This is a genomic window from Halomonas sp. DP3Y7-2, from assembly GCF_019800795.1.
GTDB classification, from domain to species: domain Bacteria; phylum Pseudomonadota; class Gammaproteobacteria; order Pseudomonadales; family Halomonadaceae; genus Halomonas; species Halomonas litopenaei_A.
In genome coordinates, this window is record NZ_JAHVKJ010000001.1 from 575,772 (window position 1) to 602,563 (window position 26,792).

The following is a 26,792-nucleotide window of genomic DNA, read 5'->3' on the forward strand; positions in this document are numbered from 1 at the left end:
GCTCTCGGTGTGAGAACACGCCCCCTCAGGACAGCAGGGCCTCTAGCTCGGTGACACAGCTCAGGTGAATGACGCCGGCAGGCAGGTCCGTCAGCTGAGTCTGTGTCGGCGCGATCCAGGCGGCCTGCATGCCTAGCCGTCTGGCAGGCAGGATGTCCTCCTCCCATGAGTCTCCCACGTGCAGTGCTCGTTCAGGGCGCACGTTCAACCTCGCCAGCATGGCCAGAAAAGGGCGTGGGTCGGGCTTTGGGGCCAGCATTTCACCAGCTGCGATGCGCTCATGAAAATGCCGTGCAATGGCCAGGCGCTCAAAGGCCACATTGCCATTGGTGATGCTGCCGAGCCGGTAGCGTGAGGCGAGACGTTCCAGCATGGCGTCGGCCCCGGGGAAAGGCGTGACGTCGATGCGCAGCTGATGGAACTGCTGCATGGCCCGTGCCGCCCACTCGCGGGCGCTGTCCTGATCCAGGCCGTTTTCGACCAGCAGCTGAACCAGGCTGTGCTCGCGCAGCCAACTGAAGTCGCCGCGTCGGGACCAGTGCTGCCGAGCCATGGCCTGGCGTGCCGCGAGATAGCGCTCAAGATCGATGGGGCCGGTGGCAGGCTCGCCTCGGCGGGCCTGCCACGCCGTAAGCTGGGTATTCAGCCAGTCGACGTGGCCGTGCTCGGTGCGCTGCATGACGCCGGCGTTGTCCCACAGCGTATCGTCCAGATCAAAGGTGATGGCTTCCAGCCGAGACAGGTTCGCGGGCGCTAGCACGGCGTCTCTCCAACAAGGTCAGGGTCATCAGGGGCTGGTGCGGTGCTGGCCGGCCTGCGCCGAGCCCTGGGGTGGGCGCGATCGTAGCTCTCCGACAGGTGCTGCCAGTCCAGGCGGGTATAGACCTGGGTGGTCGACAGGTTGGCGTGGCCGAGCAGTTCCTGGACCGCACGCAGGTCCTGGCTGGACTCGAGAAGATGGCTGGCAAAGGAGTGACGCAGTCGATGAGGGTGGAGGTGCTCGGGGAGGCCGCGACGGCGCGCTTGAGTGACCAGGCGCGCCTGAATGGCGCGATGACCCAGGCGTCTCCCGTGCTGTCCGACGAACATGGCCAGCTCGCCATCAGCAGCCAGCGATCCTCGCAATGTCAGCCATTGCTCGATGGCGGCTCTGGCGCGGGAGCCCACGGGTACCTGGCGCGGCTTGTTGCCCTTGCCGACGACCCTGACGCTGGCGCCATGCACATCCCCCAGATCCAGCGCCGATAGCTCCGCCAAGCGCAACCCACTGGAGTAAAGCAGCTCCAGCATGGCCTGATCGCGCACCGACAGCACCGAGCCGTCATGGGGGGTGTCGAGAAAGCGGGCAAGAAGGTCCACATCGACGGGGCGAGGAAGGTCGTTGGGCGCCTTGGGGCCCTGACTCAGGCCCACCGGGTTGTACGCCAGCTGTCCGCAGTCCACCAGATGACCACAGAACCGCGACAGTGCGGCACGGCGGCGCTTGAGGCTGCGTGCAGCCAGCCCTCGGCTGCGCTCGGAGGCCAGGAATCGCCGCAGTTCCTTGGCCGTGATGAGGTCATCCTCTGGCGCTGACAGGCTCTGCTGTTCCCGCCAATCCAGATAGGCAGCCAGGTCTCGTCGGTAGGCGTCGACCGTGGCGCCGCTGGCCGTGCGGGCAAGCTCGCTCAAGAAGTCCGCCACCGCACGATCAAGCGGAGGCTCAGCCGCCATCATGCTCGCTCAGTCGGACGCTCAACCGTACCAGCACATCGGCCAGATACTCGGTGAACAGAGTGTCCATGCTGGCGCGGAAGTGGTCCGGGTCGGCGCTGGCCAACACCACGAAGCCCTGGGGTTCGCCGAGGGTCATGCGGGCGATCGCGCAGGAACCGGACTTGGTCGGTGCCTTGGCATGGGGCACCAGTCGCTTCCAGTCGGTGGGCGTCAGGCGTGTGCAACGACTAGCGCGGCCATCGAGCAAAGCGGTCAAGCGCTGACCCGTGTGCTCGTCGAGGACGTGGCGCGGCGCCTGAGGCGGGCGCGGGTCGCGATCGGTCAAGCTGGCGGGGCACCAGACTGCTACTGCCGGAGTCTGGAAACGCTCGCTCAGCTGGGTCGCCAGCGCCTGCCCCAGGGCATCGTTGTCCTGGGCCTCGAGCAGCGCCAGCACCAGTTCTCGGGTTCGACGGTACTGGGCTTCATTGTGTCGGGCCGAGTCGAGCAATTGTTCCAGGCGCAGTTCAGCACCCTCTGCGCGTTTGCGCAGATCGTAGACCAGACGCTCGAGCAGAGAGGTCGCACCCTGAGTTTCCGGATGAGGCACCTTCAGGCTTTGCAGCAAGCCTTCACGGCCAACGAAAAAGTCCGGATGGCGCGCCAGCCATTCGGCGACCCGGTCCGGATCCAGCGTCTTGCGAGGCTCTGGGGCGGCTTGGGGCATGCGCGTCTCCCTGTGTAACGGTCGGTGTCAAAGTGTCAGCCATGCTGGCAGCTTAGCGTAGTCGGGGAGCGTCCAATACGTAAGAGATCAACGTAGCGGGATGCGACCATCAAACACTCGCTCGGCAGGCCCGGTCATGATCAGCGGCTGGTCTTCTCCGGCCCAGCGTATGCTCAGGTTGCCGCCAGGCAACGCCACCGATACCGGGCTATCCAGCAGACCCTGGCGAATACCGCAGGCCACTGCGGCGCAGGCACCGGTGCCGCAGGCCAGCGTCTCGCCACTGCCGCGTTCGAACACCCGCAGACGGATGCTCTGGCGCGACAGAATCTGCATGAAGCCGACATTCACCCGGCGCGGAAAGCGCGGATGATGCTCGATCAGCGGGCCCAGACGCTCCACCGGGGCGCTGGCCACATCATCGACGCGGATGACGGCATGAGGGTTGCCCATGGAGGCGACGGCGATGTTCAGTATCTCTCCGTCCACCTCCAGCGTATGCAGCAACTGGTCAGCGTCGGCGTCAAAGGGCAGCGCGGCAGGAGCAAAGCGCGGTGCGCCCATGTCCACGCTGACCTGTTCGTCTTCGTGCACGTCAAGGACCAGTGGCCCTCCGGCGGTCTCGACATGGATCTGGCGTTTATGGGTCAGGCGCTTGTCGCGCACAAAGCGGGCGAAACAGCGCGCTCCGTTGCCACAGTTTTCCACTTCGCTACCGTCGGCGTTGTAGATCCGATAGCGAAAGTCCATGTCGGGATCTCGCGGCGGTTCCACCACCAGCAGTTGATCAAAGCCAATGCCGAAGCGGCGATCGGCGAGGCGGCGAATGTCTTCCGTCTCGATACGCGCGCGCTGGGTGACCAGGTCGATGACCATGAAGTCATTGCCCAGGCCATGCATCTTGGTGAAGTGCAGCAGCATCAGCGCGACTCTCCGGCGGCGTCGGGCAGTGATTCACCTGCCCACAGGTCTTCAATGCGTTCTCGCTGCCGCACGACCTGCCAGCTGTCTCCATCCACCAGCACTTCCGCGGGGCGCGGCCGGCTGTTGTAGTTGGAGGCCATGACGAAGCCGTAGGCACCGGCCGAGCGCACCGCCAGCAGGTCTCCCGGCGCCACGGCGAGACGGCGTTCCTTGCCCAGGAAGTCGCCGGTTTCACATACCGGGCCGACCACATCATAGATATCGCTGTCGCGCTGCTGGCGCGTATCGACCTCAATGATGGCCTGCCATGCCTGATACAGCGACGGTCGAATGAGGTCGTTCATTGCCGCATCGACAATGGCGAAGTTCTTGGTTTCACCCGGCTTGAGATAGGTCAGGCGGGTCAGCATCACGCCGGCATTGGCGGCGATCGAGCGACCGGGCTCGAACAGCAGCGTCAGGCGTTCACCACCTTCCCAGCGAGACAGGCGCTCCAGCAACTTCGAGGCATAGTCGAAGGGCGCCGGAGGCGTCTCGTCACGGTAGGGCACGCCAAGGCCACCGCCCAGGTCCAGGTGGGACACCTCGATGCCTTCTTCGCGCAGACGGTCGAGCAGCACCAGCAGGCGTTCCAGGGCGTCCAGGAAGGGAGCGATCTCGGTCAACTGTGAACCGATATGGCAGTCGAGGCCTTCGATGCGCAGGTTAGGCAGCGTCGCCGCCAGACGATAGACCTCAAGGGCGTCGTCGACGGCGATGCCGAACTTGTTGTCCTTGAGGCCGGTAGAAATGTAGGGATGGGTTCCGGCGTCAACGTCCGGGTTCACCCGCAGCGAGACCGGGGCGACCTTGCCGAGACGACCGGCCACCTGGTTGAGGACCTCGAGTTCCGGACGGGACTCGACATTGAAGCACTTGATGCCGACCTCAAGGGCGCGAGCCATTTCGACAGGTTGCTTGGCAACCCCGGAAAACACGATCTTGGCGGGGTCCCCGCCAGCCGCCAGGACGCGCTCTAGCTCGCCCTCGGAGACGATGTCGAAACCGGCTCCCTGGCGTGCCAGAACGTTGAGTACGGCCAGGTTGCTGTTGGCCTTCACGGCATAGCAGATCAGGTGTGGATGATCACCAAGGGCTTCCTGGTAGGCCTTGAAGTGGCGCTCCAGGGTGGCCCGTGAATAGACGTAGCAGGGGGTGCCCACCTGGTCAGCGATGCGCGCAAGGGGGACCGCTTCCGCGTGGAGCTCGCCCTCGCGATAGTTGAAGTGATCCATGCTCAGCCGTCGCTCCCTTCAGTGTTGCCGTCTTGATCCTGATCTTGGCCCTGGGCGTTGCCATCTTCACCCTGGTCGTCCTGGTCCACGCTGTCGCGAGGGCCGTAGCGCTCTGCGGCCTCCTCGTCGCCTGGCAGGTACAGCGGGCCCTTTTGTCCGCAGCCCGCCAAGCTGGTCATCGCCAGCAGCAGTATCAACAGCAGTGCAGAGGTAGCGCGGCTCATTGGCGGGCTCCTTGGTCAGTGGCGATGGCCTTCAGCGCATCGCGAGCCCGCTGGGCAGCGGCGCGGACCTGGTCGGGAGCGGTGCCTCCGATATGGTTGCGGGCTGCTACCGAGCCTTCCAGCGTCAGCACATCAAAGACATCGTCGCCGATGGTATCGGAGAACTGGCGCAGTTCGTCGAGGCTCATGTCCGACAGGTCCTTGCCGCTCTCGATGCCATAGGCGACCGATTGACCCACGATTTCGTGGGCGTCGCGGAAGGCGACGCCCTTGCGCACCAGGTAGTCGGCCAGGTCGGTGGCGGTCGAGAAGCCCTTGCGTGCAGCCTCGCGCATGGAATCGCCCTTGGACTCGATGGCCGGCACCATGTCGGCAAAGGCGCGCAAGCAGCCCTTGACGGTGTCCAGGGTGTCGAGCAGCGGCTCCTTGTCTTCCTGATTGTCCTTGTTGTAGGCCAGCGGCTGAGACTTCATCAGCGTCAGCAAGCCCATCAGATGACCATAGACACGACCGGTCTTGCCGCGCACCAGTTCAGGCACGTCGGGGTTCTTTTTCTGCGGCATGATCGATGAGCCGGTGCAGAAACGGTCCGGCAGGTCGATGAAGTCGAACTGGGCGCTGGTCCACAGCACCAGCTCTTCGCTCATGCGCGACAGGTGCATCAGCAGCAAGCTGGCGAAGGCGGTGAATTCAATGGCGAAGTCACGATCGCTGACGGCGTCCAGGCTGTTCTCGGCGGGGCGCTCGAAGCCCAGCAGCTGAGCGGTCAGGTGGCGATCGATGGGGTAGGTGGTACCCGCCAGCGCGGCGGCGCCCAGGGGCAGCACATTGACCCGCTTGCGGCAATCCAGCAGGCGCTCATGATCCCTCGCCAGCATTTCCTGCCAGGCCAGCAGGTGATGGCCAAAGGTGACCGGCTGGGCCGTCTGCAGGTGCGTGAAGCCCGGCATGATGGTATCTGCTTCGCCGTCGGCCAGCTCGATCAGCCCGGCACGCAGCCGTGCCAGTTCGCTGGCGACCAGATCGATTTCTTCGCGCAGGTAGAGGCGAATATCTGTCGCCACCTGGTCGTTACGCGAACGGCCGGTATGCAGCTTCTTGCCGGTGATGCCGATCTTCTGCGTCAGGCGCGCCTCGATATTCATGTGCACGTCTTCCAGTGCCACCGACCACTCGAAACTGCCTTCGGCAATCTCGGTCTCGATCTCCTTGAGGCCGGTCACGATGGCGTCACGCTCTTGTTCGCTCAGCACCCCTACCTGGGCCAGCATGGTGGCATGAGCGATGGAGCCCTGAATGTCGTGGCGTGCCAGGCGCTGATCGAAGTCGACCGAGGCGGTGAAACGGGCGACAAAGGCATCGGTGGGTTCACTGAAGCGTCCGCCCCAGGACTGATTGGTGGTCTGGCTCATTGAAGGACTTCCTGAATGACGATGCGATGGCGACGGGCGCGACGTCGGGCCTGCAGGCGAGGACAGTGTCGGGAGCCGCTGTCGAGGTATGGGCCAGAGTGTACCAGAGTCGGCCAACGAGGCGAGGGCGGTATCGGGCCCGGTAACGAAAGTCGGCCAACGAGCGAGGGCGATATCGAGCCCGACAACAAAAGTCTCGGACCCAGGGGGCTGAGACCGGGGTGAAGGCGAAGATGGCGGCAAAAAGGACGGCAAGGCTGGCTCAGGTCGATTTTACTGACGGGGGCCGTGCTTTATGATGACGCCATTCACTTAATATGGCGGACGCGGCGATGTGGTCGCGAGCCCGACCAGGGAGTAGCAACGTGCAACAGATGTCCAGGCTGCGTATCGCGACGCGTAAGAGCCAATTGGCCATGTGGCAGGCCGAACATGTCCGCGATCGCCTGATGGCGATTCATCCTGACCTTGAAGTCGAGCTGGTACCCATGTCGACGCGTGGGGACAAGATCCTCGATACCCCGCTGGCCAAGGTCGGCGGCAAGGGACTGTTCGTCAAGGAGCTGGAAGAGGCGATGCTCGACGGACGAGCGGACATTGCCGTGCACTCCATGAAGGATGTCCCGATGCAGTTCCCCGAAAGCCTGGGGCTGTCGGTGATTCTCGAAGGGGCCGAGCCCACCGACGCGTTTGTGTCCAACGACTACGGTTGCCTCGAGGACCTTCCCGAGGGGGCTCGACTGGGCACATCCAGCCTGAGGCGCGGGCTGCAGATGCGCGAAGCGCGCCCCGATCTGGAGGTGATCAGCCTGCGTGGCAATGTGCAGACCCGCCTGGCCAAGCTTGACGGCGGTGAGTTTGACGCCATTCTGCTGGCGACATCCGGACTAAAGCGCCTGGGCCTTGAAGACCGTATCGCCCAGGAGCTGCCCCCCGAGGTGTGTTTGCCTGCCTGTGGGCAAGGCGCCCTGGGGATCGAGTGCCGTATGCATGATACCGAGCTGGTGTCATTGCTGGCGCCGCTTGATGATATCGAGACGGCGACGCGAGTGCGTGCCGAGCGTGCTATGAATACGCGGCTTGAAGGGGGCTGTCAGGTCCCCATCGGCGGCCACGCTATCTACGAAGATGATGGCCGGACGCTGTGGCTGCGTGCCTTGGTGGGTACCCCGGACGGCACGCGAGTGCTGCGGGCCGAGGGTCGCGGCTCGGTAGACGAACCGGAGGCGTTGGGTATTCGGGTGGCCGAGCAGCTGCTCGAACAGGGAGCCAGCGATATTCTGGCTGAGGTGTACGGGCCGCGCTGATGTCTGCACCGGTGTTGCTGACTCGACCGGGCGCTCGCGGCCAGGTGTTGGCAGAAGCCGTCGCTGCGTTCGGGCTGTCAACGCTTCGGCTCGAGGTGATGCGGCAGGAAACTGTGCCAGAGACGGCGGATGCAAGGTCGGCCTGGCTCGACATCGATCACTTTCATAAGGTGATAGTTATCAGCCCCGCCGCCGCCGAGCAGTTGGTCGAGGCGCTCGACCGATATTGGCCGCAGCTGCCGCAAGGGCTCGAGCTGTATGCCGTGGGGCAGGCGACGGCCGCGCTGCTGTATCAGGCCTTGGGCGTGAGGGTACGTCTGCCCACTGCGGCCGCCGGGGAAGAAACCAGCGAGGCCTTGCTGGCACTTCCGTCGCTCAAGCGGCTTGATCAGCAGCGAGTGTTGCTGGTGGCAGGTGAAGGAGGGCGGTCGTTGCTGGGTGAGACGCTTGCTCAGCGAGGGGCGCGGTTGACGCGGGTAGAAGTGTATCGGCGCCGTCTGTTGCCGCTGGCAGAGGATGCCGCGCAGCGGCTGGCTGCAGGGGACTACGGGGCGTTGGTGGTCAGTAGCGGAGAAATCCTGGAACATCTGGCAAGATGGTGTTCAGAGGCCGCCTTTCAACGACCGCTGGTCGTTTCCAGCCAGCGGTTGGCTACACTGGCGAAAACGCTGGGGTTTCGCGTCCCGGTCGTGGCGTCTGGCGCGTCTCCTGCGGCGCTGGCAGCTGCGGTAGCAAGGACCTGCGACCCAGAGGATGGCGAATGAAGATCTCGAAAAGGGCTAGCGACAGATGAGCAACCAACAGCACGATCAGGACGAGCAGCAGACGGCGTCCGCCTCCGGCAAGCAAGGAGCACAGGCCGCGACCTCAGGCACGGAGCCCGCCAAGGGTGGTGCCGGCAGGGGAGGCGCCCAGCGGCGCTCGAGGCGTCGCGACAAGAACAACAGCAGCTCGACCGGGTCCGCTTCGCCGTCTTCCACCGCCGCGTCGGCCAGCAGCAAGAGTGGCTCTTCTGACAATGCGGCCGCGTCGAGTGCTGGCGACAAGGCGACCTCAGCGTCGAAAGATGCGGCCTCCAGTGCTACCACGTCGGCAGCCAAGCCAGCCGCTGATGCCAAGCCGCAAAGCGCGGACGCGTCTGTCTCCACCCAGTCGAGCGACTCCCGCTCAAAGACGTCCCCTTCTAGCACTAGTGCATCGAATTCAAGCGCATCGGACTCAGCCAAGACGAAGGCTGCCGCGACGGGTGCGACTTCCTCTGCGTCCACTGGCTCGTCCGGCGGCCGCGCCAAGGGTGGCTCCGCCGGTAGCGGTGGAGGCGCGGCATCGACCAGCGCCACATCGACCTCTTCGGGCGGTTCCGGTGGAGGCAAGGCCGGTGTCGTTGCGCTGGTGTTGGTGCTGCTGTTGATCGCTGGTGTGGCCTTTGTCGGTTTCAAAGGGTGGCAGCTTCAGCAGGCCATGTCGGCCCGGATCGATCAGCTCAAGCAGAACACGCCGAGCCTGAGCGATGTCCAGGAGCTGTCATCACAGCTGGAAAGCGGGCTCAACGAGCGCCGCGAGACCATGGGGCAGGCGGTCGACGGGATCAAGAGTGATTTCGCGGACTACAAGTCCGACGTCAATCAGACGCTGGACCGTGTGCTGGCGGAACTCTCCAAGGAACAGAATGCCGATGAGCGCGACTGGCTTCATGCCGAGGCTGCCTATCTGCTGAGGCTGGCCAACCAGCGCCTGCAGCTGGAGCGCGACGTGGAAGGTGCCGCTGCCCTGCTGCGGACTGCAGACGCGCGCCTGGAAGAGGCCGATAACCCGGCGCTGGTGCCGGTGCGTCGTGCCATTGCCGAAGAGCTTGCCGCGCTGCAGTCGGTGCCCAAGGTGGACCGCACAGGGCTCTACCTGGCCCTGAACGCCCAGCAGGAGCAGATCGCCGGATTGCCGCTGGCCCAGGACATCGAGGAATTCACGGCGGACACCACCATCGAGGAGGCGCCGGCAGGGGCCTGGCAGGAGCAGCTCGCTCGGGTCGGGGAAGAACTCAAGGAGCTGGTGACGGTCCGTCATCATGACCAGGCTCTCGAGGCGCTGATCACCCCCGAGCAGGAATCCTACCTGCGTCAAAGCCTGCGTCTGGTTCTGGAGCAGTCGCAGCTGGCGCTGCTGAAGGAAGAAACCGGGCTGTACGAAGCGAGCCTCGACAAGGCCATCACCTTGCTTCAAGGCTACTACGATGGCGACAACGAGGCGGTGCAGGCTGTGATTGCACGCCTGGGTGAGCTGAAGAGCCAGGCCATTCGCCCTGAGCTTCCCGACATCAGTGCCTCCCAGCAAGCGCTGGCCAGGTTTATCGAGCAGCGCTTCGAGGCGGGTGCATCCGGCCAGGGAGGTAACGCATGAGAAAGCTGATCCTGCTCATCGTCGTTGGCCTTGCGGTCGGGGCGCTGTTCGGCCAGCTGATGATGTCCGTTCCTGGCTATTGGTTGGTCAGGGTGGGGGACACCTCCTTCCAGACCTCCTTCTGGTTCGGCCTGGTCATCCTGTTGGCGCTGTTCATCATTGTGCACTTTGCCTTGCGCGTTCTGGTACGGATGAGTCGCCCGGTCAGCCGTTTCAAGGTGTGGAATTCTCGGGCCCGTAATCGCACCGCCATGAAGCGTACCGTGCGCGGGCTGGTTGCGCTGGCGGAAGGTCGCTGGAAGCGAGCCGAGAAGGCCCTGGTCAAGGCGGCGGACGACTCCAGCACGCCGTTGGTCAACTACTTGTCCGCGGCGCTGGCGGCTCACTACCAGGGACGCTACGACCAGGCCGATACGCTGCTCAAGCGTGCACATATTTCGACCGATGGGGCCGATCCTGCGGTAGGTATGATGCAGGCTCAGCTGATGCTGGACCGTCAGCAGTACGAAGAGGCGCTGGCGATTCTGACGCGTCTCGACCGGCACCTGCCGCGTCACCCGCAGGTACTCAAGCAGCTGAAAGCCGCGTACATCAGCGTCAGCGACTGGGATGGCCTGCGTCGCCTGCTGCCGCGCCTGGCTGACCAGCAGCTGATCTCTCGGGAAGAGCGTGAGGCACTGGAGCTGCAGGCCTATCGTGAGCTGATTCTCCAGGAAACGCGCAACCCCGAAGATATCGAGCGAGTGCGCAACCTGTGGTCCGACATGCCGGAGTACCTGCGCAGCAACGTCGACTTGCTGGTGCTGTACACCGAGACGCTGGTGCGTTGCAACGAGCAGGTGATTGCCGAGAAACTGCTGCGCCATTCGCTCAAATCCAACTGGGACAGCCGTCTGGTGCTGCGCTACGGCTTGCTGGGTGTGGATGCCTCGCGCCAACTGGTCACCGCCGAGAAATGGCTGCAGGAACGCCCCAATGATCCGGACCTGCTGTTGACCCTTGGTCGACTGGCCCTGCGCAATGCGTACTGGGGCAAGGCCCAGGAGTACTTCGAGGCGAGCCAGCGTCAGCGGCCGAGCGGCGTGGTCTGTGCAGAACTCGCACGGCTCTATGCCAACCTGGGTGAACACAACAAGAGCCAGCTCTACTATCGTCAGAGCGTCGAGCTTCTCGACAAGTCGTTGCCGTCACTACCGCAACCTAGCGACGCCCAGCAGGCCTGATCCCAGGACTGCGACCGACGCCGCAGAACGACCGCCAGGGGCGGGGCCAATAGGCCCCGCCCCTGGCGTTTGTGGGTCCTTGGCGGTCGCGCTGAACATGGCCGAGCGTCACACAAGGCGCCCGAGCTCGTGGCAGGAGGCCTGCCATCTTCAGGTGCCGGATGAGCGCTGCCAGGAGCTGTCAGGAGCTGCATGGGAGTGGTTCCAGCGATAGGCGAGCCGCCATGTGCTGCCAGGAACCGTATGGGACAGGCGAGCCGCCTGGCGCCAGGTGGGAGATGCCAGGAGCCACGTGTGGGGTAGGCGTTACCAGCAGCGAAAAAAAGAGGGCGGCCCATGGGCCGCCCTCGCTGTTACTGAAGATCAGGTCAATTGCCTTCCGGGTCATAGTCACCGCGGAACTTGGCATTGGTTTCAGCGTACTCGCGGGTCTCGTGCTCGCGAGGGGCGTCGACGCTGCCTTCTTCTCCAGGTAGTGGCGCGGTATCTTTCTCCTTGCCGGTGGATACCACGTCCTTTTCGACCAGACGCAGGTTGGCGGCAGGTGCCTTGCCTTGCTTGTCTTCGCCGAAATAGACGGTGGTATGAGGGAAGGGAATCTCGATACCCGCCTCGTCCAGGTGCATCTTGACCAGGCGATTGTAGGCGCGCCCGATGGCCCACTGGTTGCCTGGTGTGGTCTTGATGCGGACACGAATGTTGACCGAGCTATCGGCCAGGGCGATGACACCCGCCACCTCGAGAGGCTCGAGAATTTCCGTCTTCCACTGGTCGTCCGACGACAGCTCGTCGAAGGCATTGCGCAGGGCAACGATCGCTTCATCCACGTTTTCGCGGTATGCCACACCGTATTCGCCGACATGGTAGGCAAAGCCACGCATGTAGTTGGACACCACATCCACACTGGAGAAGGGAACCAGGTGATAGGTGCCGTGCAGGTCACGAATACCCACCGAACGGATGCTGAGCTTTTCTGCGGTACCGGTAATACCGCCCAGGGTCACCACGTCACCCGTATTCATGGCGTTCTCTACCTGGATGAAGATACCGGTAATGATGTCCTGAACCAGTTTCTGCGCACCGAAACCGATAGCCAGACCCAGCACACCGGCACCGGCGATCAATGGCCCGATATTGATGCCGATCTCCGACAGCACGATCATTGCCGTCATGGTGACGATGGCAATCGCCAGGGCATTGCGGAACAGCGACAGCAAGGTCTGGGCCCGGGCAGATGGCACGCCACGGCCAGTGGAGGGGTTGAGCTTGTGCTCAATGAAGCTGGCCAGAGCGATCCAGGTGCCGGCAGCCACCACCAGGATAATGACCACATTGATGACCTGGCTGACCAGCAGGCGCCCGGCTTCTGACGCGTACCAGGTGGCCATGTCGAACACGCCCCAGGCATTGAGCAGCGCCATGGCGGCAACGATCAGGATCAATACGTTGACGATGCGCAGCAGGGTGGGCACGTAAGAGTTAAGCCGGGTTTCCAGCAGCGGCAGCTTCTTGTTGAGCTCGCTGGACAGGGTAATGCGGCGTCCTACTGCCTGTACCAGCAGCCGCGAGATCAGCATGGCCGCCAGCACGATGCCGAGGGTCTTCAGCGTGGCCATCAAGACAAATGGCAGAGCGTCCTCGGGACGTGTCAGGGTCAGTACCAGCACCACCGAGAAGTAGATGATGGCCCACAGGTGCCAGGTACGACCCAGCATACGCAGTGCCACGCCGGAGGCGGCCAGGCTGGAACGCACCGCAGAATCGAACAGCGCATCCCGCAGCTTGGTGCGGTTGATCAGTACCACGGTGATGGCATACAGGTAGGCACCGATCATGATCAGGGCGCCAATGCCCTCGCCGACACTGTAGGAAAGATAGGTGTTGATCAGCGGCACCACGACCATCAGGCCGTAGCCGGTCAGCCCGATCAGGCGCGCGATCCAGCGGTTCCAGTAGGACGCATTATCGGCGGAAATCGGCAGCAGGCGTAGCCCCTCGTAGCGGGAGGCGAACAACATGCGGACAGCCGCCTTCAGCAGCTCAATGACCAGGAAGGCGTTCAGGAACAGCGATGCCCTTGTCGACAGGCTTCCGGTTTCACCAATCGCGAAGGTGGCGGCCAGGTTGCCGCCCACGTAGGCAAGCCCGACCACAGCGGCGTCGACGATCACGGCCAGGACCACACACAGCACCAGCCGAATGGTCGGATTCAGCGTCTGACCATTCTGTGAATACTGGCTCAGGCGGGTGAACAGCGGCCTGACCAGTCGTCGGATGACCACGAACATGACGAAGGTGGCCAGAATCACCAGTCCGAGATTGATGGCCGCTTCGGTGAAGAGCTCGTAGTTGAGCTCACCTTCCGAGAAGGCGCCATTCACCATGGCTCCGAAGATATTGACCAGGTTCTCGAACTGAAAGCCAAATTCGGTGACGACGCGGCTGGTCATATCGGCCAGCTGTTTCGGCAAGGTCGCATCGGCCGCGGTATCGATGGCCGCGCCGCCGGCAGCTTGAGCCTGTTCCGGGGCGTTCTCCGCCATCTGGCGCAGCTGTTGGATCAGTTGGCTACGAGACTGCTCGTTTTCCAGCAGGTCAGCCAGGGTCGAATAGGCTGGGCCGTCGCCAGAAGCGTTTGCGGTGCCATCTCCATCCGCTTGCTGAGCAAAGGCTGGGCCAGCGAACAATATCAGGGCGAGCAGCAGCACGCGTGAGAGTCGAGAGCAGAGTCGTGAGGGCATCACGCAAACCTTCTCCTGTAATTGATGGAGCCTGAGGACAGGCGAGGGCATGATCGAGCGATTCTGGCGCAGGCTAACATGTTCGATCAGCGCTTGTACGTCATCAATGATGTACAAAACTTGTACGTATTGCCAATTCTGTGCCATATTGACGGTGAACGCATCCCATGCGCTTCATCCCTGCTAGGCAAGCACAAGTTCGCCGCCCTCCCGGGCGGCGTTTTTTTTCGCGTCCCTGCCAGGCGGGCACCTGCATTGAGAGCCTGCTTTGACAGAAACGTTCTGTGCCGTGCCGGTTTTGCGTAGCAAATCGCTCCCCGGATCTGCTGGTGTGTCGCCACGACAAAGGGCAGCCACTGGCTTACCATGACGCTTTTGTCGGAGCGCAAGGCGATGGATGGGTGGACGCTGACCAGTGTGGCGCTGGGAGGAGCCTTGGGTGGCATGGGGCGGCTGTTCGTCAGCCGCTGGGCAGCCTCGGCCTGGGGCAGCCGGTTTCCCTGGGGCACCATGCTGGTCAATCTGCTCGGTGCCCTGATGATAGGTCTGCTGGCAAGCCTGCTGGAGGCCGGTTCAACGCTGGCGCTGATGCTGCTCACTGGGGTCATGGGTGGCTTCACCACGGTCTCTTCGTTCAGCCTGCAAACCCTCGACTTGTTGCGAGAAGGGCGCTTGATGGCGGCCATCGCAAACGTGGGCGTGACCTTGATCGTCGGCTTGTCGGCGGTGGCCGCAGGATGGATGCTGGGTAGCCTCATCGATGGCCTGCTGTTGGGCCGGGAGGCGCTCCCATGAGGATCCGACGCGAAGTGGCATGGCTGTATCTGGCCGTCGGGATGGGGAGCGCCCTGGGCGCGGTGTGTCGCCTCAGCGTCGGCATGATGGTGGCAGGGCTTGTCGCTTCTCCGTTTCCCTGGGCGACCCTGCTGGTCAATGTGCTGGGATCTTGGCTGATCGCCCGCTTTGCCACCCACGCGGGTCTGAGTGGCAGCCGGCGTCTGGCGCGTCTGCACCCTTGGGCGGTGGCAGGCTTCTGTGGTGGCTTTACTACCTTTTCCCTGTTCAGCCTGGAAGTGGCTGAACTGGTCATCGCAGGGCGCCCCGGCCTGGCCTTGGCCTACCTGACGGTGAGTGTTCCTCTGTGGCTTGGGGCGGCCTGGGCAGGAGATGCCCGTGCACGCAGCGTATTGGCCCGACGCACGGCGGCGGTTGGCGCGAAGCGCGGCGAAGACTGAACGCAGTCAAGCTCGCCCCGCAGGGGGGCTGGAGCGAGCTTGAAGGTCTGCTGTCGTCAGGGTTTCGTTGCTGCGTCGTGCTTGGACGATGCGCCCTTGCGGGACGTCTTGGTCGCTTTGTCAGCGTGCTTGTTCCTGGGTGTTTCTGCCGCGCTGAAGTGTTCTCTTACCAGACCCAGCAGTCCCTGGGTCGAGGCGTCGAAGTCCTGGCTGCGCTCGTCGATCTTTTCGCTGATCTCACCGGCAATCCGCTTGCCGAGCTGGACGCCCCACTGGTCAAAGGAATTGATGTTCCAGATCACTCCCTGGACGAACACCTTGTGCTCATAAAGAGCGATCAAGGCGCCCAGGTTGCGCGGCGTCAATTCATCGAGCAGCAGCACACTGGAGGGTCGGTTACCTGGACAGCTGTAAGGATCCAGGTCGCCGCCCTGGCTACTGCCTTCCATGAAGGCGTTGGCCTGAGCCAGCATGTTGGTCAGCAGGGCGAAGTGGTGGTCCTCGACGCCGGGCTCGGGCTTCAGCGACGCGATAAAGTCGATGGGCACATAGCGAGTGCCCTGGTGCAGCAGCTGGAAGAAGGCATGCTGGCCGTTGGAGCCGGTCTGACCCCAGACGATGGGCCCGGTCTTGTAGTCCACGGGACGCCCGAAGATATCCACCGACTTGCCGTTGGATTCCATGTCGAGCTGCTGCAGGAAGGCGGGCAGCTGATGCAACGCCTGGTCGTAGGGCACGATGGCCTGGGTTTCGGCGCCGACAAAGTTGATGTACCAGATGCCGATCAGCGCCATCAGCACCGGCATGTTGTCGGACAGCGGCGCGGACAGGAAATGCTGGTCCATCTCGTAGGCGCCTTCGAGCATCTCGATGAAGCCTTCGTAACCGATAGCCAGCGCGATAGGCAGGCCGATCGACGACCACATCGAGTAGCGTCCGCCGACCCAGGCCCAGAACTCAAAGACATTCTCTTCGCGGATGCCGAATTCCATGGCCGCTTTACGGTTGGTCGAGGCAGCGATGAAGTGAGCGCCGATGTCGGCATCATCACCCGCATTCTCGATGAACCAGCGACGGGCAGTACGCGCGTTGAGCAGGGTTTCCTGGGTCGAGAAGGTCTTGGTGGAGACGATGAACAAGGTGGTCGCCGGATCGAGGCTTCTCAGTACCTTCTGAATATGAGCGCCATCGACGTTGGAGACGAAATGGAAGTTCAGGTCCGCCTGTCGGTACTTGAGCAGCGCGCGGCTGGCCATGTTGGGCCCCAGGTCCGAGCCGCCGATGCCGATGTTGACGATGTCGCGGATACGCTCGCCGCTGTAGCCCTTCCAGGCGCCACTGCGCACTTCCTCGGAGAAGCGCTTGATCTGCTCGCGAGTGGCGTGGATTTCGGGCATCACATCCTTGCCGTCGGCAATGACCGGCGTGTCGCCCAGGTTGCGTAATGCGGTATGCAGGACCGGCCGGTCCTCGGTGACGTTGATGATATCGCCGGAGAACATCTGCGCGCGCCGCTGCACCAGGGCAGAGTGTTCTGCCAGCTCCATCAGCTTGTCGAGCACCTTGTCGGAGATCTGATGCTTGGAGTAGTCGAGAAAGAGCCCACCCACGCGCAGGCTCATCTTGTCGAATCGCTTGGGATCAGCGGCAAAGTAGTCACGGATGCGGTCGTTGGCGGTTTCTTCACGCAGCTTCAGCAGCGATTGCCAGGTCACGCTTCGGGTCAGTTGGAACACGGATGAATCCTCGATACGAATTAGTTGTTGTCACTACGAGAAGAAATCCACGCCTGGGCGTCGGGTATCCTCATCTCGTAGTCCTGGCCGAGCCAGGGGGAGCTCATCATGAAGTCGGCGCTGGAGGGATTGCAGGCCACCGGCACGTTCCACAGGGCAGCAAGGCGCAGCAGCGCCTTGACGTCAGGGTCGTGAGGCTGCGGCGAGAACGGATCCCAGAAAAAGATCAGCAGGTCTAACGCCTGTTCGGTGATCCTGGCGCCAATCTGCTGGTCACCGCCCAGCGGACCGCTCATCAACCCTTCCACGTCCAGTCCCAGGGTGTGGCTGAGACGGGCGGCCGTGGTCCCGGTGCCGACCAGCTGGTGCGCCGTCAAGGTGTCCTTCCAGCGTGAGGCCCAGTCCATCAGCTCCTGCTTCTTGCCATCGTGGGCGACCAGAGCGATGCGTTTACGAGCCGGGAGTACACGGCTGACTTCCTTGACGGGCTGAGACATGCGAGGCCTCCGATGAAAGGCGGGGTGAATGGTGTCACCATGTTCAGGGATACCATAGAGTGTTGAAGGTAATATTACTACGAAGATGCCGTGCGACTAAGGTATGAACCGCGAAGGCTCCAGAGCTGAATCGCAAGCAAGTTGGCGAATTACGGGAACTATTGGAGTGTCCTCTATCAATGTTTTGCTGAAAATGTTGTAAGTTTAGCAAAATAGTGCTTGAGTCCCGGCGCTGTCTGTACCACATTGGTGCCCACTGACGACGTCCTTGCGGGGGATGTGCAACTTCATCAATCCCGCCTACCGTCGAGCTCTATGGCCTTCACGCAAGATTGTTTTTCGCCGCTCAGGGGGATTTTCGCTATGACTCTCAAGGTTGCCATCAACGGATTTGGTCGCATCGGCCGCAATGTGCTTCGCGCGCTCTACGAGAACGGCTACCGGGATCGTATCGAGGTCGTGGCCATCAACGACCTGGGCGATCCGTCCCTCAACGCCCACTTGCTGCGTCATGATACGGCCCATGGCCACTTTCCTTTCAAGGTAGAACATGACGAGGAAAGCTTGAGCGTCGACGGCGATCGTATCGCTATCCTGTCCGAACGTGATCCCGCCAGCCTGCCCTGGTTAACCCTTGGCGTGGACATCGTGATGGAGTGCACGGGGCTGTTCACCAAGCGTGCCGATGCCGGCAAGCACATTGACGCTGGTGCCGCCAAGGTGCTGGTGTCGGCGCCTAGCCCCGATGGCGACGCCACCATTGTCTTCGGCGTGAATGACAGCGTGCTCAAGGCCAGCGACATCATCGTCTCCAATGGCTCGTGCACCACCAACTGCCTGGCGCCGGTGGCCAAGGCTTTGAATGATGCCGTGGGCATCGAGAACGGTCTGATGACCACCGTTCACGCCTACACCAACGATCAAAACCTGTCCGACGTGTACCACACGGACCCCTACCGCGCGCGCAGTGCTACCCACTCCATGATCCCGACCAAGACCGGCGCCGCGGCGGCGGTGGGCAAGGTGCTGCCGGAGCTGAATGGCAAGCTGGATGGCCTGGCGGTGCGAGTGCCGGTCATCAATGTGTCCCTGGTCGACCTGGTGTTCACTGCCTCACGTGACACCACCAAGGAAGAGATCAACGAGATCGTCGCCAAGGCGGCGGCCAATTCTCCGGTACTTAACGTCAACGCCCAGCCGCTGGTGTCGATCGACTTCAACCACGATCCGGCCTCCTCGACCTTCGACGCCAACCACACCCGCGTCAACGGCCGCCTGGTCAAGGTCATGGCTTGGTACGACAACGAGTGGGGCTTCTCCAACCGCATGCTGGATACCGCCCTGGCGATGCAGGCCGCCAAGTAACGCCAGCAGGCAAGCGCCTCGCAGCTCAGCCAGCAAGCGAAACGCCGCTGCCGGCTGCCATAGGTGAGCATGGTGTGGCATGCTGGGGCCTGGGGTGCATGGTTACCCCGACCCCTGATAAAGACGCCGAAGCAGGCTTGCTTCGGCGTCGTCGTGCGCAAGGATCGCTATGCTTCCCGATTACTCCTGGCTCGCCTGGGGCCTGATCATCCTGTCCACCTATTTGACCGGTATTTCCAAGGGCGGCTTTGCCGGAGGGTTCGGTACTCTGTCGGTGCCGCTGATGGCCTTGGCCATTGATCCCATCGCCGCAGCTGGCCTGTTATTGCCTTTGCTGCTGGTGATGGACGTTCTGGCGGTCAAGGCCTGGTGGGGGCACCAGGACATGGCCGAGGTGAAGCGATTGATACCCGGCATGGCGATCGGCGTGGTGGTGGCTACCCTGGTGGCGGGCAGCCTCGACGAGGACCACGTCAGGCTGCTGCTGGGGGTGATCTCGCTGTTGTTTGTCGCCTACATGATCGTGAAACCGGCGGCCTCGAAGCCGATTGCCTCCTTCTGGGCGTGGCCCGCTGGTATCGCCACCGGTATCACCAGCTTTATTGCCCATGCCGGGGCGCCGCCAATGAACCTCTACCTGGTGCCCAGGCGCCTGCCCAAGACCACCTTCATCGCCACCACCACTCTGGTGTTTGCCGCCGTCAACACCATGAAACTGCCACCCTACCTGTGGCTGGGCGAGATCAACCTCACCAGCATCTGGGCGTCGCTGGCGCTGGTGCCCGTGGCCTGGTTCGGCATCAAGAGCGGTCTGTGGTTGCAGCATCGGGTCAACGAGCGGCTGTTCTATCGCCTGGTGGTGCTAGCCATGGCGGTGGTGGGGGTTCAGTTGATCGTCAAGGCGCTGGGCTAGGGCTTGTTTGAAAAGTGCCTGCGCTCGGTAATACGGCGTTAAAAACCGGACCGAAATGCTCATTTACACCCCGTAAACTGCGCTTTCTCACCGATTTTTGCCTTGTCTAACCTTCGCTCGTCGACTTTTCGGGCAGCGCCTGGCGACGGGCTGTTGTGGGCTCACGCCGACATAAAGTCGTTCCAGCGTCTGACCAGGTAGTTGTGTTCGTCCATGACCGTGTTCCAGACGGCGATACGGCTCATGCGGGTCAGATAATCTCCGCCGTCGCGGACCTCGCCCTTGTGAATCATGCCGCACGGCCCTGAAGGGCCCGCGAGCTCCTCTGCCGCCGGTTTGCCGGCATACCAGAAGTCCCACTCGGCGGTGGTCAGGTGAGGACGTGTCAGCTCCGGCGTGGAAATATAGTAGCCCTGACGGGCCATCACCGCGCCGGGCCAGCCAGAGAGCCACCAGTTCATGTAGTCGTAGGCGGCGTCCAGGGTTCTGCCCGTGACACCTCGAGATAGCGACATACCGCCGTACCAGGCGCGGTACCCCTCCCGTGGCGCTGCCATGCGCACCTTGATCTGGCGCTGTTTTAGCGCCGTCATCGCTGGCGACCACAGGCTCTCGATGCCGACGCGGCCGCGCACCATATCCGAGGAGGCCTGATCCTGGTTGCTCCAGAAGGTGCGAAAGTGCTGCTTTCCCTTGAGGGTGATCAGGCAGTCAATCAGCGTATCGATGTCATTGACGCTCAGGTTGCCCAGGTCCTCGAAGGTCACCAAGCCCGCTGCCTGGGCGGCCAGAGCCGCGTCAATGGCGCCGATGGCGCTATCGTTCTGCAGGCTGACCATGCCGCGCCAGCGCGGGTCCAGCAGCCAGGCCCAGCTCTCTTCTGCGTCGGAGAGCCCCTCCGGCAGCATGTCTAGACGGTAGCCAAAGCTGTCGACGTTGTGACTGACGGGCAACATGGTGATGTGTGCCGTCGGCCGTGGGCCACAGCTGCCGTCGGGCTGGACGTAGAGGCGGTCCACCGGATTGCCACCGGCACCTCTTGGGGCATGGGGCGTCAGGCGGCCGGTCTTGGGCAGGTCGTTGATGGACTCCCAGTGTTCCAGACGGCTCAGCTCGATCGGTTGAATGGCGCCCGCGGGCCATACGAAGTCGACGTTGTGGAACCACTGATCGTAGATATCAAAACTGTCGGGGGCCAGCACGCCGGCTCTCTGGGCGGCTACGCCGTCCATCACCGTGAACTCCAGGCGCAGACCGAGATCTTCTCGGGCGCGCTCGCGAATGCTGTCGAGCAGCGTCACTGAGGTGCCAAGCACACGCAGGGTCACGGGGCCACGTTGCACATAGGGGGCGTCGTGCTGGGTGTCAGGCATGCTGAATCCTTGGGCTGGGGTGATCGCTGATGCGCTCCATGAAGGTCGTCAGCGATTGTGTCACGCGCTCGGCATCGATGTCGCGGGTAATGAAGATCAGCTCCGAGTGACGGTCGTGCGCCGGCCACGTCTCGACATGCTCAGGCGGATGAATCGTGTGCTGGACGCCATGCAGCACGACCGGGCGGTCATCGCCGTGCACGTGAAGCACCCCCTTGACTCTGAGGATGTCACTGCCATGGCGATTAAGCAGCATGGACAGCCAGATGCCCAGGCACGTCCAGTCTACGTCGCCTTCCAGGCCCAGTCGAAAGGAGCGGATGTTGCCGAGATGGTCGGGGTCATGCCGGACGGGGTTGCGCCATGGCCCCAGCCAGTCCTTGACCTGCCCAGGGGTGAACCGCTGAAGGTGTGGGCCGCTGGCAAACAGGCTATCACTAGGCTGATCGAGGGCTTCCCTGCCCATCCGTTGAGCAGCGGGGTTGAGCGCCTCCAGCAGTGATTCGAGCTGTGTCAGCGCATGGTGCTCCACCAGGTCGGTCTTGCTGATCACCAGCTTGTCGGCCACGGCGACCTGAGCCTCCCAGACCGGGTGAGCGGCGCGGCTGTCGACGGCATTGACGGCATCCACCAGCGTCAGGTTGGTGCCGGGACGCAGGTGGTGTCGCAAGACCGGATCGGCGGTAATGGTGGAGGCGATCGGACCAGGATCGGCCAGGCCCGTGGTCTCCAGGATGATTCGTTTGAACGGTGGTATGTCGCCGTCCTGGCGTCGAGTCAGCAAGCGCCTGAGCGCCTCGGACAGCTCGCCGCGAATGGTGCAGCAGACGCAGCCACTGGAAAGCAGTACGGCGTCTTCGGCAATATCACCGATCAGCCGGTCGTCGAGCCCCACGTCTCCGAATTCGTTGATCAGCACTGCGCTATCGCCAAATGCCTCACTGGCAAGGACCGACTTCAGCAGGGTGGTCTTGCCTGCACCGAGAAATCCGGAGATCACATGGACGGGGAGCAGGGGAGTGTTCTCGCTCATAAGGGAGTCTCGTGTCGCGCGATGGTGTCAGGCAAGAGACGCCAGAAAATCGGCATCCAACGGGTCCAGCTGGCGACCGCACATCTGCTCGGCCTGCTGCCAGACGCCACCCAGGTCTTGCACGATATCGCGCTTGCCGGTGGCGCTTGCCAACACGAAGCTGGCCGCCTGGAAGTCCTCGATGGTAATACGACTCGGCGCAAGTACCCGATTGATCAGGGTGACCCGGTAGGCACGGGCGCGCCTGCGCGCGAAGTGGGCCTGCTCGGGGTCCTCGATGGTGGTGCTCCAGTGGCTTTCGCCGCCGAATGCACCGCACAGTCCGCACATGCCAACCTCCGATGGCGCCGTCGGCGCCGAATGAATGTAATTTAGGCCGTCAGCGCCGAGCTGGCGGCAAGGGCCAGCCGCAGCAGTGCTTCGTCCTCGCCGCAGGGTCCGCTCAGCTGCAGACTGGTGTGCTGGCGGTCGTCGTCACGTCCGCTGGGCAGCGCCACCGCTGGCGAGTCGAGCAGGCTTGCCACCATGCTCAGGCGCAGCGTCGCCAGATTGACCTCGGCGAAGTGCTCGGGGTCGGCTTCCAGCGGCGCGAGCAAGGGCGCCACATGCGCCACCGTGGGCGTCAGCAGGGTCGCGCCGGCAAGCTCCTCGCGCAGCCGAGTCTTGAGCGCCCGGCGCAGGCGGTACAGGCTGACCACGCTGTCCGGGGGCATCTGGCGGGCGGCCGCCAGGCGCTTGCGTACCCGGGGGTCCATGGCCTCGGCATCGGGGCCTTCCAGCAAGGCGCGATACTCGGTGTAGGCCTCCGCCGCGCCCAGCCAGCCGTGGCGGGCGATGGCCTCCAGGGTGTCGGCGACGCTGGCCACGCGGCGACGGATGATGTGGAAGCCGGCGTCCTCAAGGCGGCTGGCGCAGGCCTCCAGATTGTCGCCCACGGCGCGGGATACCCTCGGGTCGTCGAGGCAGCCTGTATCGAGCACGATCACCGACTGTTCGGGCGCGGCGGCGGCGCGGGCCAGCGGCGCGCTGCCGCGCATCGTGTCGTCGATGGCCAGGCAGTCCTCGAGGGTGGTGGCGATGACGCCGATGGTGTCCAGGCTGTCGGCCAGCGGTGTCACGCCCTGGCGCGAGTGGCGGGCCTGGGAGGGGCGATAGGACACCAGCCCATTGAAGGCCGCCGGGACACGCAATGAGCCCGCGGTGTCGGTGCCGATGGCGGCGGGCACGATGCCTGCTGCGACCGCCACCGCAGAGCCTGAACTCGAGCCGCCGGGCGCCCGTGGCTCGGCGCCGGCTGGCGTATGGTGCGGTGTGCCAAAGTGCGGGTTCAGGCCCAGCCCCGAGTAGGCGATCTCGGTGAGGTTGGTCTTGCCGATGCCGACCATGCCCGCGCCGGCTGTGTGGCGTACCGCCTCGGCGTCGCGCGCGGCCGGCGTCTTGCCCAGCACCTTGCCGCCGGCGGTGGTGGCGGTGCCGGCGATATCGAACAGATCCTTCCAGGCCAGCGGCACACCGTCGAGCGGTCCGCGCAGGGTGCCCGAGCGCTGACGCTGGGCGCAGGCCTCGGCCTCCACCAGAGCGCGTTGCTCGGTCAGCGAGATAAAGACGGCGTCACTGTCGGCGGCCCGGGTCAGGCATTGGCGGGTCAGCGCGACCGGATCGAGTTCGCCGCGTCGGATGGCCTCGCCGATGGCCAGGGCGGTGAAGGGGGAGGCAGGCATGCACGTCTCCTGTTGCGGTTGGTGGGCGCCGCCGCGGGCGGCACCAGACGACGACTCAGCGATCCTCGCGCTTGAGCGCGGAGTCGGGGATGTCACCGGTTTCCAGGCGTTCGAAGCGTCCCTGCTCGGTATAGACCCAGTTGCGTCCCACCGAGGTGGCCAGGAAGCGGTCATCAAAGCCTGAGCGGATCTCCTCCTGAGGGTACCGGCGCAGGATCCAGGCCTTCATCAGTACCACATAGACCACCAGGGCGGTGACGAAACCCACGGCGTAGGCATACTCGAGAAAGATCAGCGCGAGAGTGCCACCGGCGAGCCAGGCAATCAGCCCTGCGGGATTGAAGCCACCACAGAAACGGAACTGCCCTGCAGGATCAAACAGCGCGGGTACATTGAGGCGACGCCGGCGCAGCAGATAGTAGTCAGCCACCATGATGCCCCCGACGGCAGACAGCACGGCGCCGTAGTAGCTCAGAAAGGTGAACAGGTTATCGAGAATCAGCCATGGCATTGACGCGGTGCCGACCACCCCCGCGATGACCAGCGCGACCGGATAGCTGACCCTTGGCGCCCCGGCATTGACGAAGGTCAGGGCCGCCGGAATCAGGTTGGCAGCATTGTTGGTCGACCATTGGGCCAGGATCACCATGGCCAGCAGCGCAATCAGGGTGAAGCCGCCGCCTTGGCCCTGGATGACGGTGACCGGGTTCCAGTCGCCCGCCGCAATAAAGGAGACTCCGCCGATCAGTGCAATCCAGGCTTGTGTGGCGGGCAGCGCCAGGAACTGCGCCACGAAGACGTTGCGGTTGCGCTGGAAGAAGCTTTTGGCACCCGCCTCGGTCTTCAGAAAGCGGGTGAGGTTGGGGATATCGACGGCGAGCGCCGACCAGAAAGCCATGTTGGCGAAGAACAGTCCCAGCGCCGCCACGTCCTGATCGCCGGCAAAGGTCCAGATGTTGATGCCTTGGGTCTCGGCCAGTACGTCCAGAGTGAAGTACATCCATACCGAGATGGCCACGATGCAGGGCGCGGCGATCGACGCCAGCAGCTCTACCGCGCGGATACCGAGGGCGGTATTGACGATCTGCACGACGGCGAACAGCAGGTACCAGAGCACCCAGTTGTCGAGGCCCCACAGGTATTCGACGATGCCGTTGAGGGCCAGCGCCCCCAGGTACGTTTGGACGCCGAACCAGATAGCCGCGACGATGCCGCGTGATACGGCGGGCAGGTGGGTGCCCTTGAGGCCGAAGGGAGCGCGCAGATAGACCGCGAACGACAGGCCGTGCTCGGTCCCGATATCGGCCGTCAGGCTCATCACCACGCCCAGGACCAGGTTGGCCAGGAAGATGATGGCGACCACCTGGACCAGTGGCAGGCCAGCGACACCGCCAGCGCCTAGCTGGAAGGTGGCGATGATGACGGCCATGCCGATCCAGAGCCAGATGAAGCCCAGAAAGCCGATAGTGCGCTGATTGAGCCATACCGGCAGGATCGCCGCCTCCAGCAGATGATCGCTGGCGTTGGCCGAGGAGGACGTCGTCGCTTGGGATGACGTACCGGAGCGCGTCGAAGGGGCAGGGGGCGGCGATGTGTGTTGAGTGCTTGTCATGGTATCGCACCTGGGTGTGAAAGGTTGTTGTTGGGAGCGATAGCGCCGGAGAGGGGAGGAGATCTCTCAAGGTCGCGTAAATGCAGTATGGATACAAAAACCATTTTTTGACAAGCTTTGCCTCTAGCCTTAAGCCGCATTTGGTACGGAAAGTAAATGCAATAGGCTGTTTTTTCGGCATAGTAGAGCCCCGGCGCGAGCGCTCCAGATGGGGTCGGGCGTGGATGGCCGGGCTGCTTTCGTCGACAGGTGTCATGTTGAGCGGGTCGAAAGGGGTGGCATGAGCTGCCAGACTATGGGGCTGCCTTGCGGCAGGGTGGATCGCCAATGACAGGGAGGGCGACGTCTGAATACGGCAGAAAAGACCAGCACGCACGGTGGGGGACGCCCGCCGCGCTATGCAATGATTCAGGATTCGCTGCGGGACGCCATACGTTCAGGCCGTGTCGCGCCCAATCAGGTGTTGTTGGAAGGACCGCTGGCACGGTTGTTCGGGACCAGTCGCGGGCCGGTACGCAAGGCGCTGGAGCTGCTGCACGAACAAGGGGTGATCAGCCGCTTTGAAGGGCGTGGCTTTGTGGCAACGCCGCACCCTGGGGCCGTGTCCCCCGCCCGGGAGCCGTTGACGGCTGAGCGCTTGGGGCTGTGTGACGACCAGGCGCCGGTGGTAGACACAAGGCCCGCGGCTGAGCGGATTTACGCTGCAGTGGAAGAGGCGGTGGCGACGTGCCTCGCCTTTGGCCATTTTCGCATCGTGGAAACCACCCTCAGCGAGCACTATGGGGTCAGCAGGACGGTGGCACGCGAGGTGCTGGGGCGGCTGCGTAGCCAGCGACTGATCGAGAAGGATCGCCACTCGCACTGGTTGGCAGGCCCGCTGACGGCACAGGCCGTGGCCGAGGACTACGAGATCAGGATCCTGCTTGAGCCGGCGGCACTGAAGGCTTCGGGGCCGCATCTGGCGCGTGACGAGCTCGAGGCCATGCAGGCACGGGTGCAGCAGCTGATCGATGCGCCTGAACAACAGAGCGCTGCGACCCTTGCGCGGCTGGAGCAGGATCTGCATCAGCACTGTCTGCGACACTATCGCAACCGCAAGGCCGGCGAAATGATCGCCCAGAGCCAGCTGCCGGTGATCGTCAATCGCATGTTCTTCCAGGTGTTGGGGGTGCCAAGCGATGAGCCGCTGCTGGTAGAGCACAAGCTTGTCATCGATCACCTGCTATATGGCGCCTTCGATGCTGCCGCCTCCAGCCTGCAATCACACCTCCAGGCCGCCGCTGAGCGTACCCGGCGTCGCCTCAAGGTGCTGTCAGTGTTTCCTGAACCTGAACTGCCGCCTTACCTGCAGCGCATCGTATGATCCCTGGCGGTGGCGATCTC

Annotated in this window: 25 protein-coding genes; 9 read left to right on the top strand and 16 right to left on the bottom strand. The window is 63.4% G+C overall.

Going from position 1 to position 26,792, the window contains the following annotated elements:
* Positions 1-25: 25 nt before the first annotated feature.
* The 7 genes from KUV45_RS02555 to argH form a co-directional block, all read right to left on the bottom strand.
* Entirely contained in the window at positions 26-760 is a 735-nt protein-coding gene (locus tag KUV45_RS02555; RefSeq protein WP_224851903.1) for an HAD family hydrolase, read from the bottom strand.
* Entirely contained in the window at positions 754-1,713 is a 960-nt protein-coding gene (locus tag KUV45_RS02560; protein WP_222162502.1) for a tyrosine recombinase XerC, read from the bottom strand. The genes KUV45_RS02555 and KUV45_RS02560 overlap by 7 nt, the downstream gene beginning before the upstream one ends.
* Positions 1,703-2,422 carry a DUF484 family protein gene (locus KUV45_RS02565; RefSeq protein WP_206942293.1) on the bottom strand — a complete coding sequence of 240 codons (720 nt, stop codon included), beginning with the start codon at positions 2,420-2,422 and terminating at the stop codon, positions 1,703-1,705. Before KUV45_RS02565 ends, KUV45_RS02560 begins: the two co-directional genes overlap by 11 nt.
* Positions 2,423-2,509: 87 nt before the next feature.
* Positions 2,510-3,343 (bottom strand): diaminopimelate epimerase, encoded by an 834-nt coding sequence (dapF, locus tag KUV45_RS02570; RefSeq protein WP_222162182.1) that lies wholly within the window; start codon positions 3,341-3,343, stop codon positions 2,510-2,512.
* Entirely contained in the window at positions 3,343-4,620 is a 1,278-nt protein-coding gene (lysA, locus tag KUV45_RS02575) for a diaminopimelate decarboxylase (RefSeq protein ID WP_222162181.1), read from the bottom strand. The genes dapF and lysA overlap by 1 nt, the downstream gene beginning before the upstream one ends.
* A 2-nt stretch (positions 4,621-4,622) precedes the next feature.
* Positions 4,623-4,844, bottom strand: coding sequence for a lipoprotein (locus tag KUV45_RS02580; protein WP_222162180.1), 222 nt, complete (start codon positions 4,842-4,844; stop codon positions 4,623-4,625).
* A complete protein-coding gene (argH, locus tag KUV45_RS02585; RefSeq protein ID WP_222162179.1) occupies positions 4,841-6,256 on the bottom strand; it encodes an argininosuccinate lyase in 1,416 nt (471 codons plus the stop codon). Before argH ends, KUV45_RS02580 begins: the two co-directional genes overlap by 4 nt.
* A gap of 374 nt (positions 6,257-6,630) precedes the next feature.
* On the opposite strand from argH, the gene hemC reads away from it, so the two are divergent.
* Positions 6,631-7,563 carry a hydroxymethylbilane synthase gene (hemC, locus tag KUV45_RS02590; RefSeq protein ID WP_242520844.1) on the top strand — a complete coding sequence of 311 codons (933 nt, stop codon included), beginning with the start codon at positions 6,631-6,633 and terminating at the stop codon, positions 7,561-7,563.
* Positions 7,563-8,327: a uroporphyrinogen-III synthase gene (locus KUV45_RS02595; protein WP_222162178.1), complete on the top strand. Its 765-nt coding sequence runs from the start codon at positions 7,563-7,565 to the stop codon at positions 8,325-8,327. The genes hemC and KUV45_RS02595 overlap by 1 nt, the downstream gene beginning before the upstream one ends.
* 45 nt (positions 8,328-8,372) lie before the next feature.
* On the opposite strand, the gene KUV45_RS20255 is transcribed toward KUV45_RS02595, so the two are convergent.
* The gene (locus KUV45_RS20255) at positions 8,373-8,936 is read right to left on the bottom strand and encodes a hypothetical protein (protein ID WP_224851902.1); all 564 of its coding nucleotides are present in this window, start codon (positions 8,934-8,936) and stop codon (positions 8,373-8,375) included.
* A gap of 19 nt (positions 8,937-8,955) precedes the next feature.
* Here KUV45_RS20255 and KUV45_RS20260 point away from each other — a divergent pair, with 19 nt between their 5' ends.
* Positions 8,956-9,960 carry a uroporphyrinogen-III C-methyltransferase gene (locus KUV45_RS20260; protein ID WP_224851901.1) on the top strand — a complete coding sequence of 335 codons (1,005 nt, stop codon included), beginning with the start codon at positions 8,956-8,958 and terminating at the stop codon, positions 9,958-9,960.
* Positions 9,957-11,183, top strand: coding sequence for a heme biosynthesis HemY N-terminal domain-containing protein (locus tag KUV45_RS02605; RefSeq protein WP_206942309.1), 1,227 nt, complete (start codon positions 9,957-9,959; stop codon positions 11,181-11,183). The genes KUV45_RS20260 and KUV45_RS02605 overlap by 4 nt, the downstream gene beginning before the upstream one ends.
* A 368-nt stretch (positions 11,184-11,551) precedes the next feature.
* Here KUV45_RS02605 and ybiO read toward each other — a convergent pair whose 3' ends face one another.
* Positions 11,552-13,924, bottom strand: coding sequence for a mechanosensitive channel protein (ybiO, locus tag KUV45_RS02610; protein WP_206942311.1), 2,373 nt, complete (start codon positions 13,922-13,924; stop codon positions 11,552-11,554).
* 366 nt (positions 13,925-14,290) lie between these two features.
* Here ybiO and crcB point away from each other — a divergent pair, with 366 nt between their 5' ends.
* On the top strand, positions 14,291-14,719 hold the full coding sequence (gene crcB, locus KUV45_RS02615) for a fluoride efflux transporter CrcB (RefSeq protein WP_224851899.1): 429 nt from the start codon (positions 14,291-14,293) through the stop codon (positions 14,717-14,719).
* Positions 14,716-15,159: a CrcB family protein gene (locus tag KUV45_RS02620; RefSeq protein WP_206942313.1), complete on the top strand. Its 444-nt coding sequence runs from the start codon at positions 14,716-14,718 to the stop codon at positions 15,157-15,159. Before crcB ends, KUV45_RS02620 begins: the two co-directional genes overlap by 4 nt.
* Positions 15,160-15,215: 56 nt before the next feature.
* Here KUV45_RS02620 and pgi read toward each other — a convergent pair whose 3' ends face one another.
* Both pgi and KUV45_RS02630 read right to left on the bottom strand, forming a co-directional pair.
* Entirely contained in the window at positions 15,216-16,895 is a 1,680-nt protein-coding gene (gene pgi / locus KUV45_RS02625) for a glucose-6-phosphate isomerase (RefSeq protein WP_222162176.1), read from the bottom strand.
* 20 nt (positions 16,896-16,915) lie between these two features.
* Complete coding sequence (locus KUV45_RS02630; RefSeq protein WP_222162175.1) at positions 16,916-17,392, bottom strand: methylglyoxal synthase; 477 nt, start codon at positions 17,390-17,392, stop codon at positions 16,916-16,918.
* Between the two features lie 363 nt (positions 17,393-17,755).
* Between KUV45_RS02630 and gap the strand changes: the two genes are divergently transcribed.
* Positions 17,756-18,757, top strand: coding sequence for a type I glyceraldehyde-3-phosphate dehydrogenase (gap, locus tag KUV45_RS02635; protein WP_222162174.1), 1,002 nt, complete (start codon positions 17,756-17,758; stop codon positions 18,755-18,757).
* A gap of 169 nt (positions 18,758-18,926) precedes the next feature.
* A complete protein-coding gene (locus tag KUV45_RS02640) occupies positions 18,927-19,670 on the top strand; it encodes a sulfite exporter TauE/SafE family protein (RefSeq protein ID WP_222162173.1) in 744 nt (247 codons plus the stop codon).
* Between the two features lie 161 nt (positions 19,671-19,831).
* On the opposite strand, the gene KUV45_RS02645 is transcribed toward KUV45_RS02640, so the two are convergent.
* From KUV45_RS02645 to KUV45_RS02665, 5 genes are read right to left on the bottom strand one after another with little or no spacing between them, the layout of a single operon-like run.
* Entirely contained in the window at positions 19,832-21,043 is a 1,212-nt protein-coding gene (locus KUV45_RS02645; protein WP_224851897.1) for a PotD/PotF family extracellular solute-binding protein, read from the bottom strand.
* On the bottom strand, positions 21,036-22,076 hold the full coding sequence (locus KUV45_RS02650; protein ID WP_222162172.1) for a GTP-binding protein: 1,041 nt from the start codon (positions 22,074-22,076) through the stop codon (positions 21,036-21,038). Before KUV45_RS02650 ends, KUV45_RS02645 begins: the two co-directional genes overlap by 8 nt.
* A gap of 27 nt (positions 22,077-22,103) precedes the next feature.
* Positions 22,104-22,406, bottom strand: a complete 303-nt coding sequence (locus tag KUV45_RS02655; protein WP_222162171.1) for a hypothetical protein — start codon at positions 22,404-22,406, stop codon at positions 22,104-22,106.
* 41 nt (positions 22,407-22,447) lie between these two features.
* A complete protein-coding gene (locus KUV45_RS02660; RefSeq protein WP_222162170.1) occupies positions 22,448-23,797 on the bottom strand; it encodes an amidase family protein in 1,350 nt (449 codons plus the stop codon).
* 55 nt (positions 23,798-23,852) lie between these two features.
* Complete coding sequence (locus tag KUV45_RS02665) at positions 23,853-25,409, bottom strand: NCS1 family transporter (RefSeq protein WP_224851895.1); 1,557 nt, start codon at positions 25,407-25,409, stop codon at positions 23,853-23,855.
* Between the two features lie 403 nt (positions 25,410-25,812).
* Between KUV45_RS02665 and KUV45_RS02670 the strand changes: the two genes are divergently transcribed.
* On the top strand, positions 25,813-26,772 hold the full coding sequence (locus tag KUV45_RS02670) for a GntR family transcriptional regulator (protein ID WP_222162169.1): 960 nt from the start codon (positions 25,813-25,815) through the stop codon (positions 26,770-26,772).
* Positions 26,773-26,792: the final 20 nt, after the last annotated feature.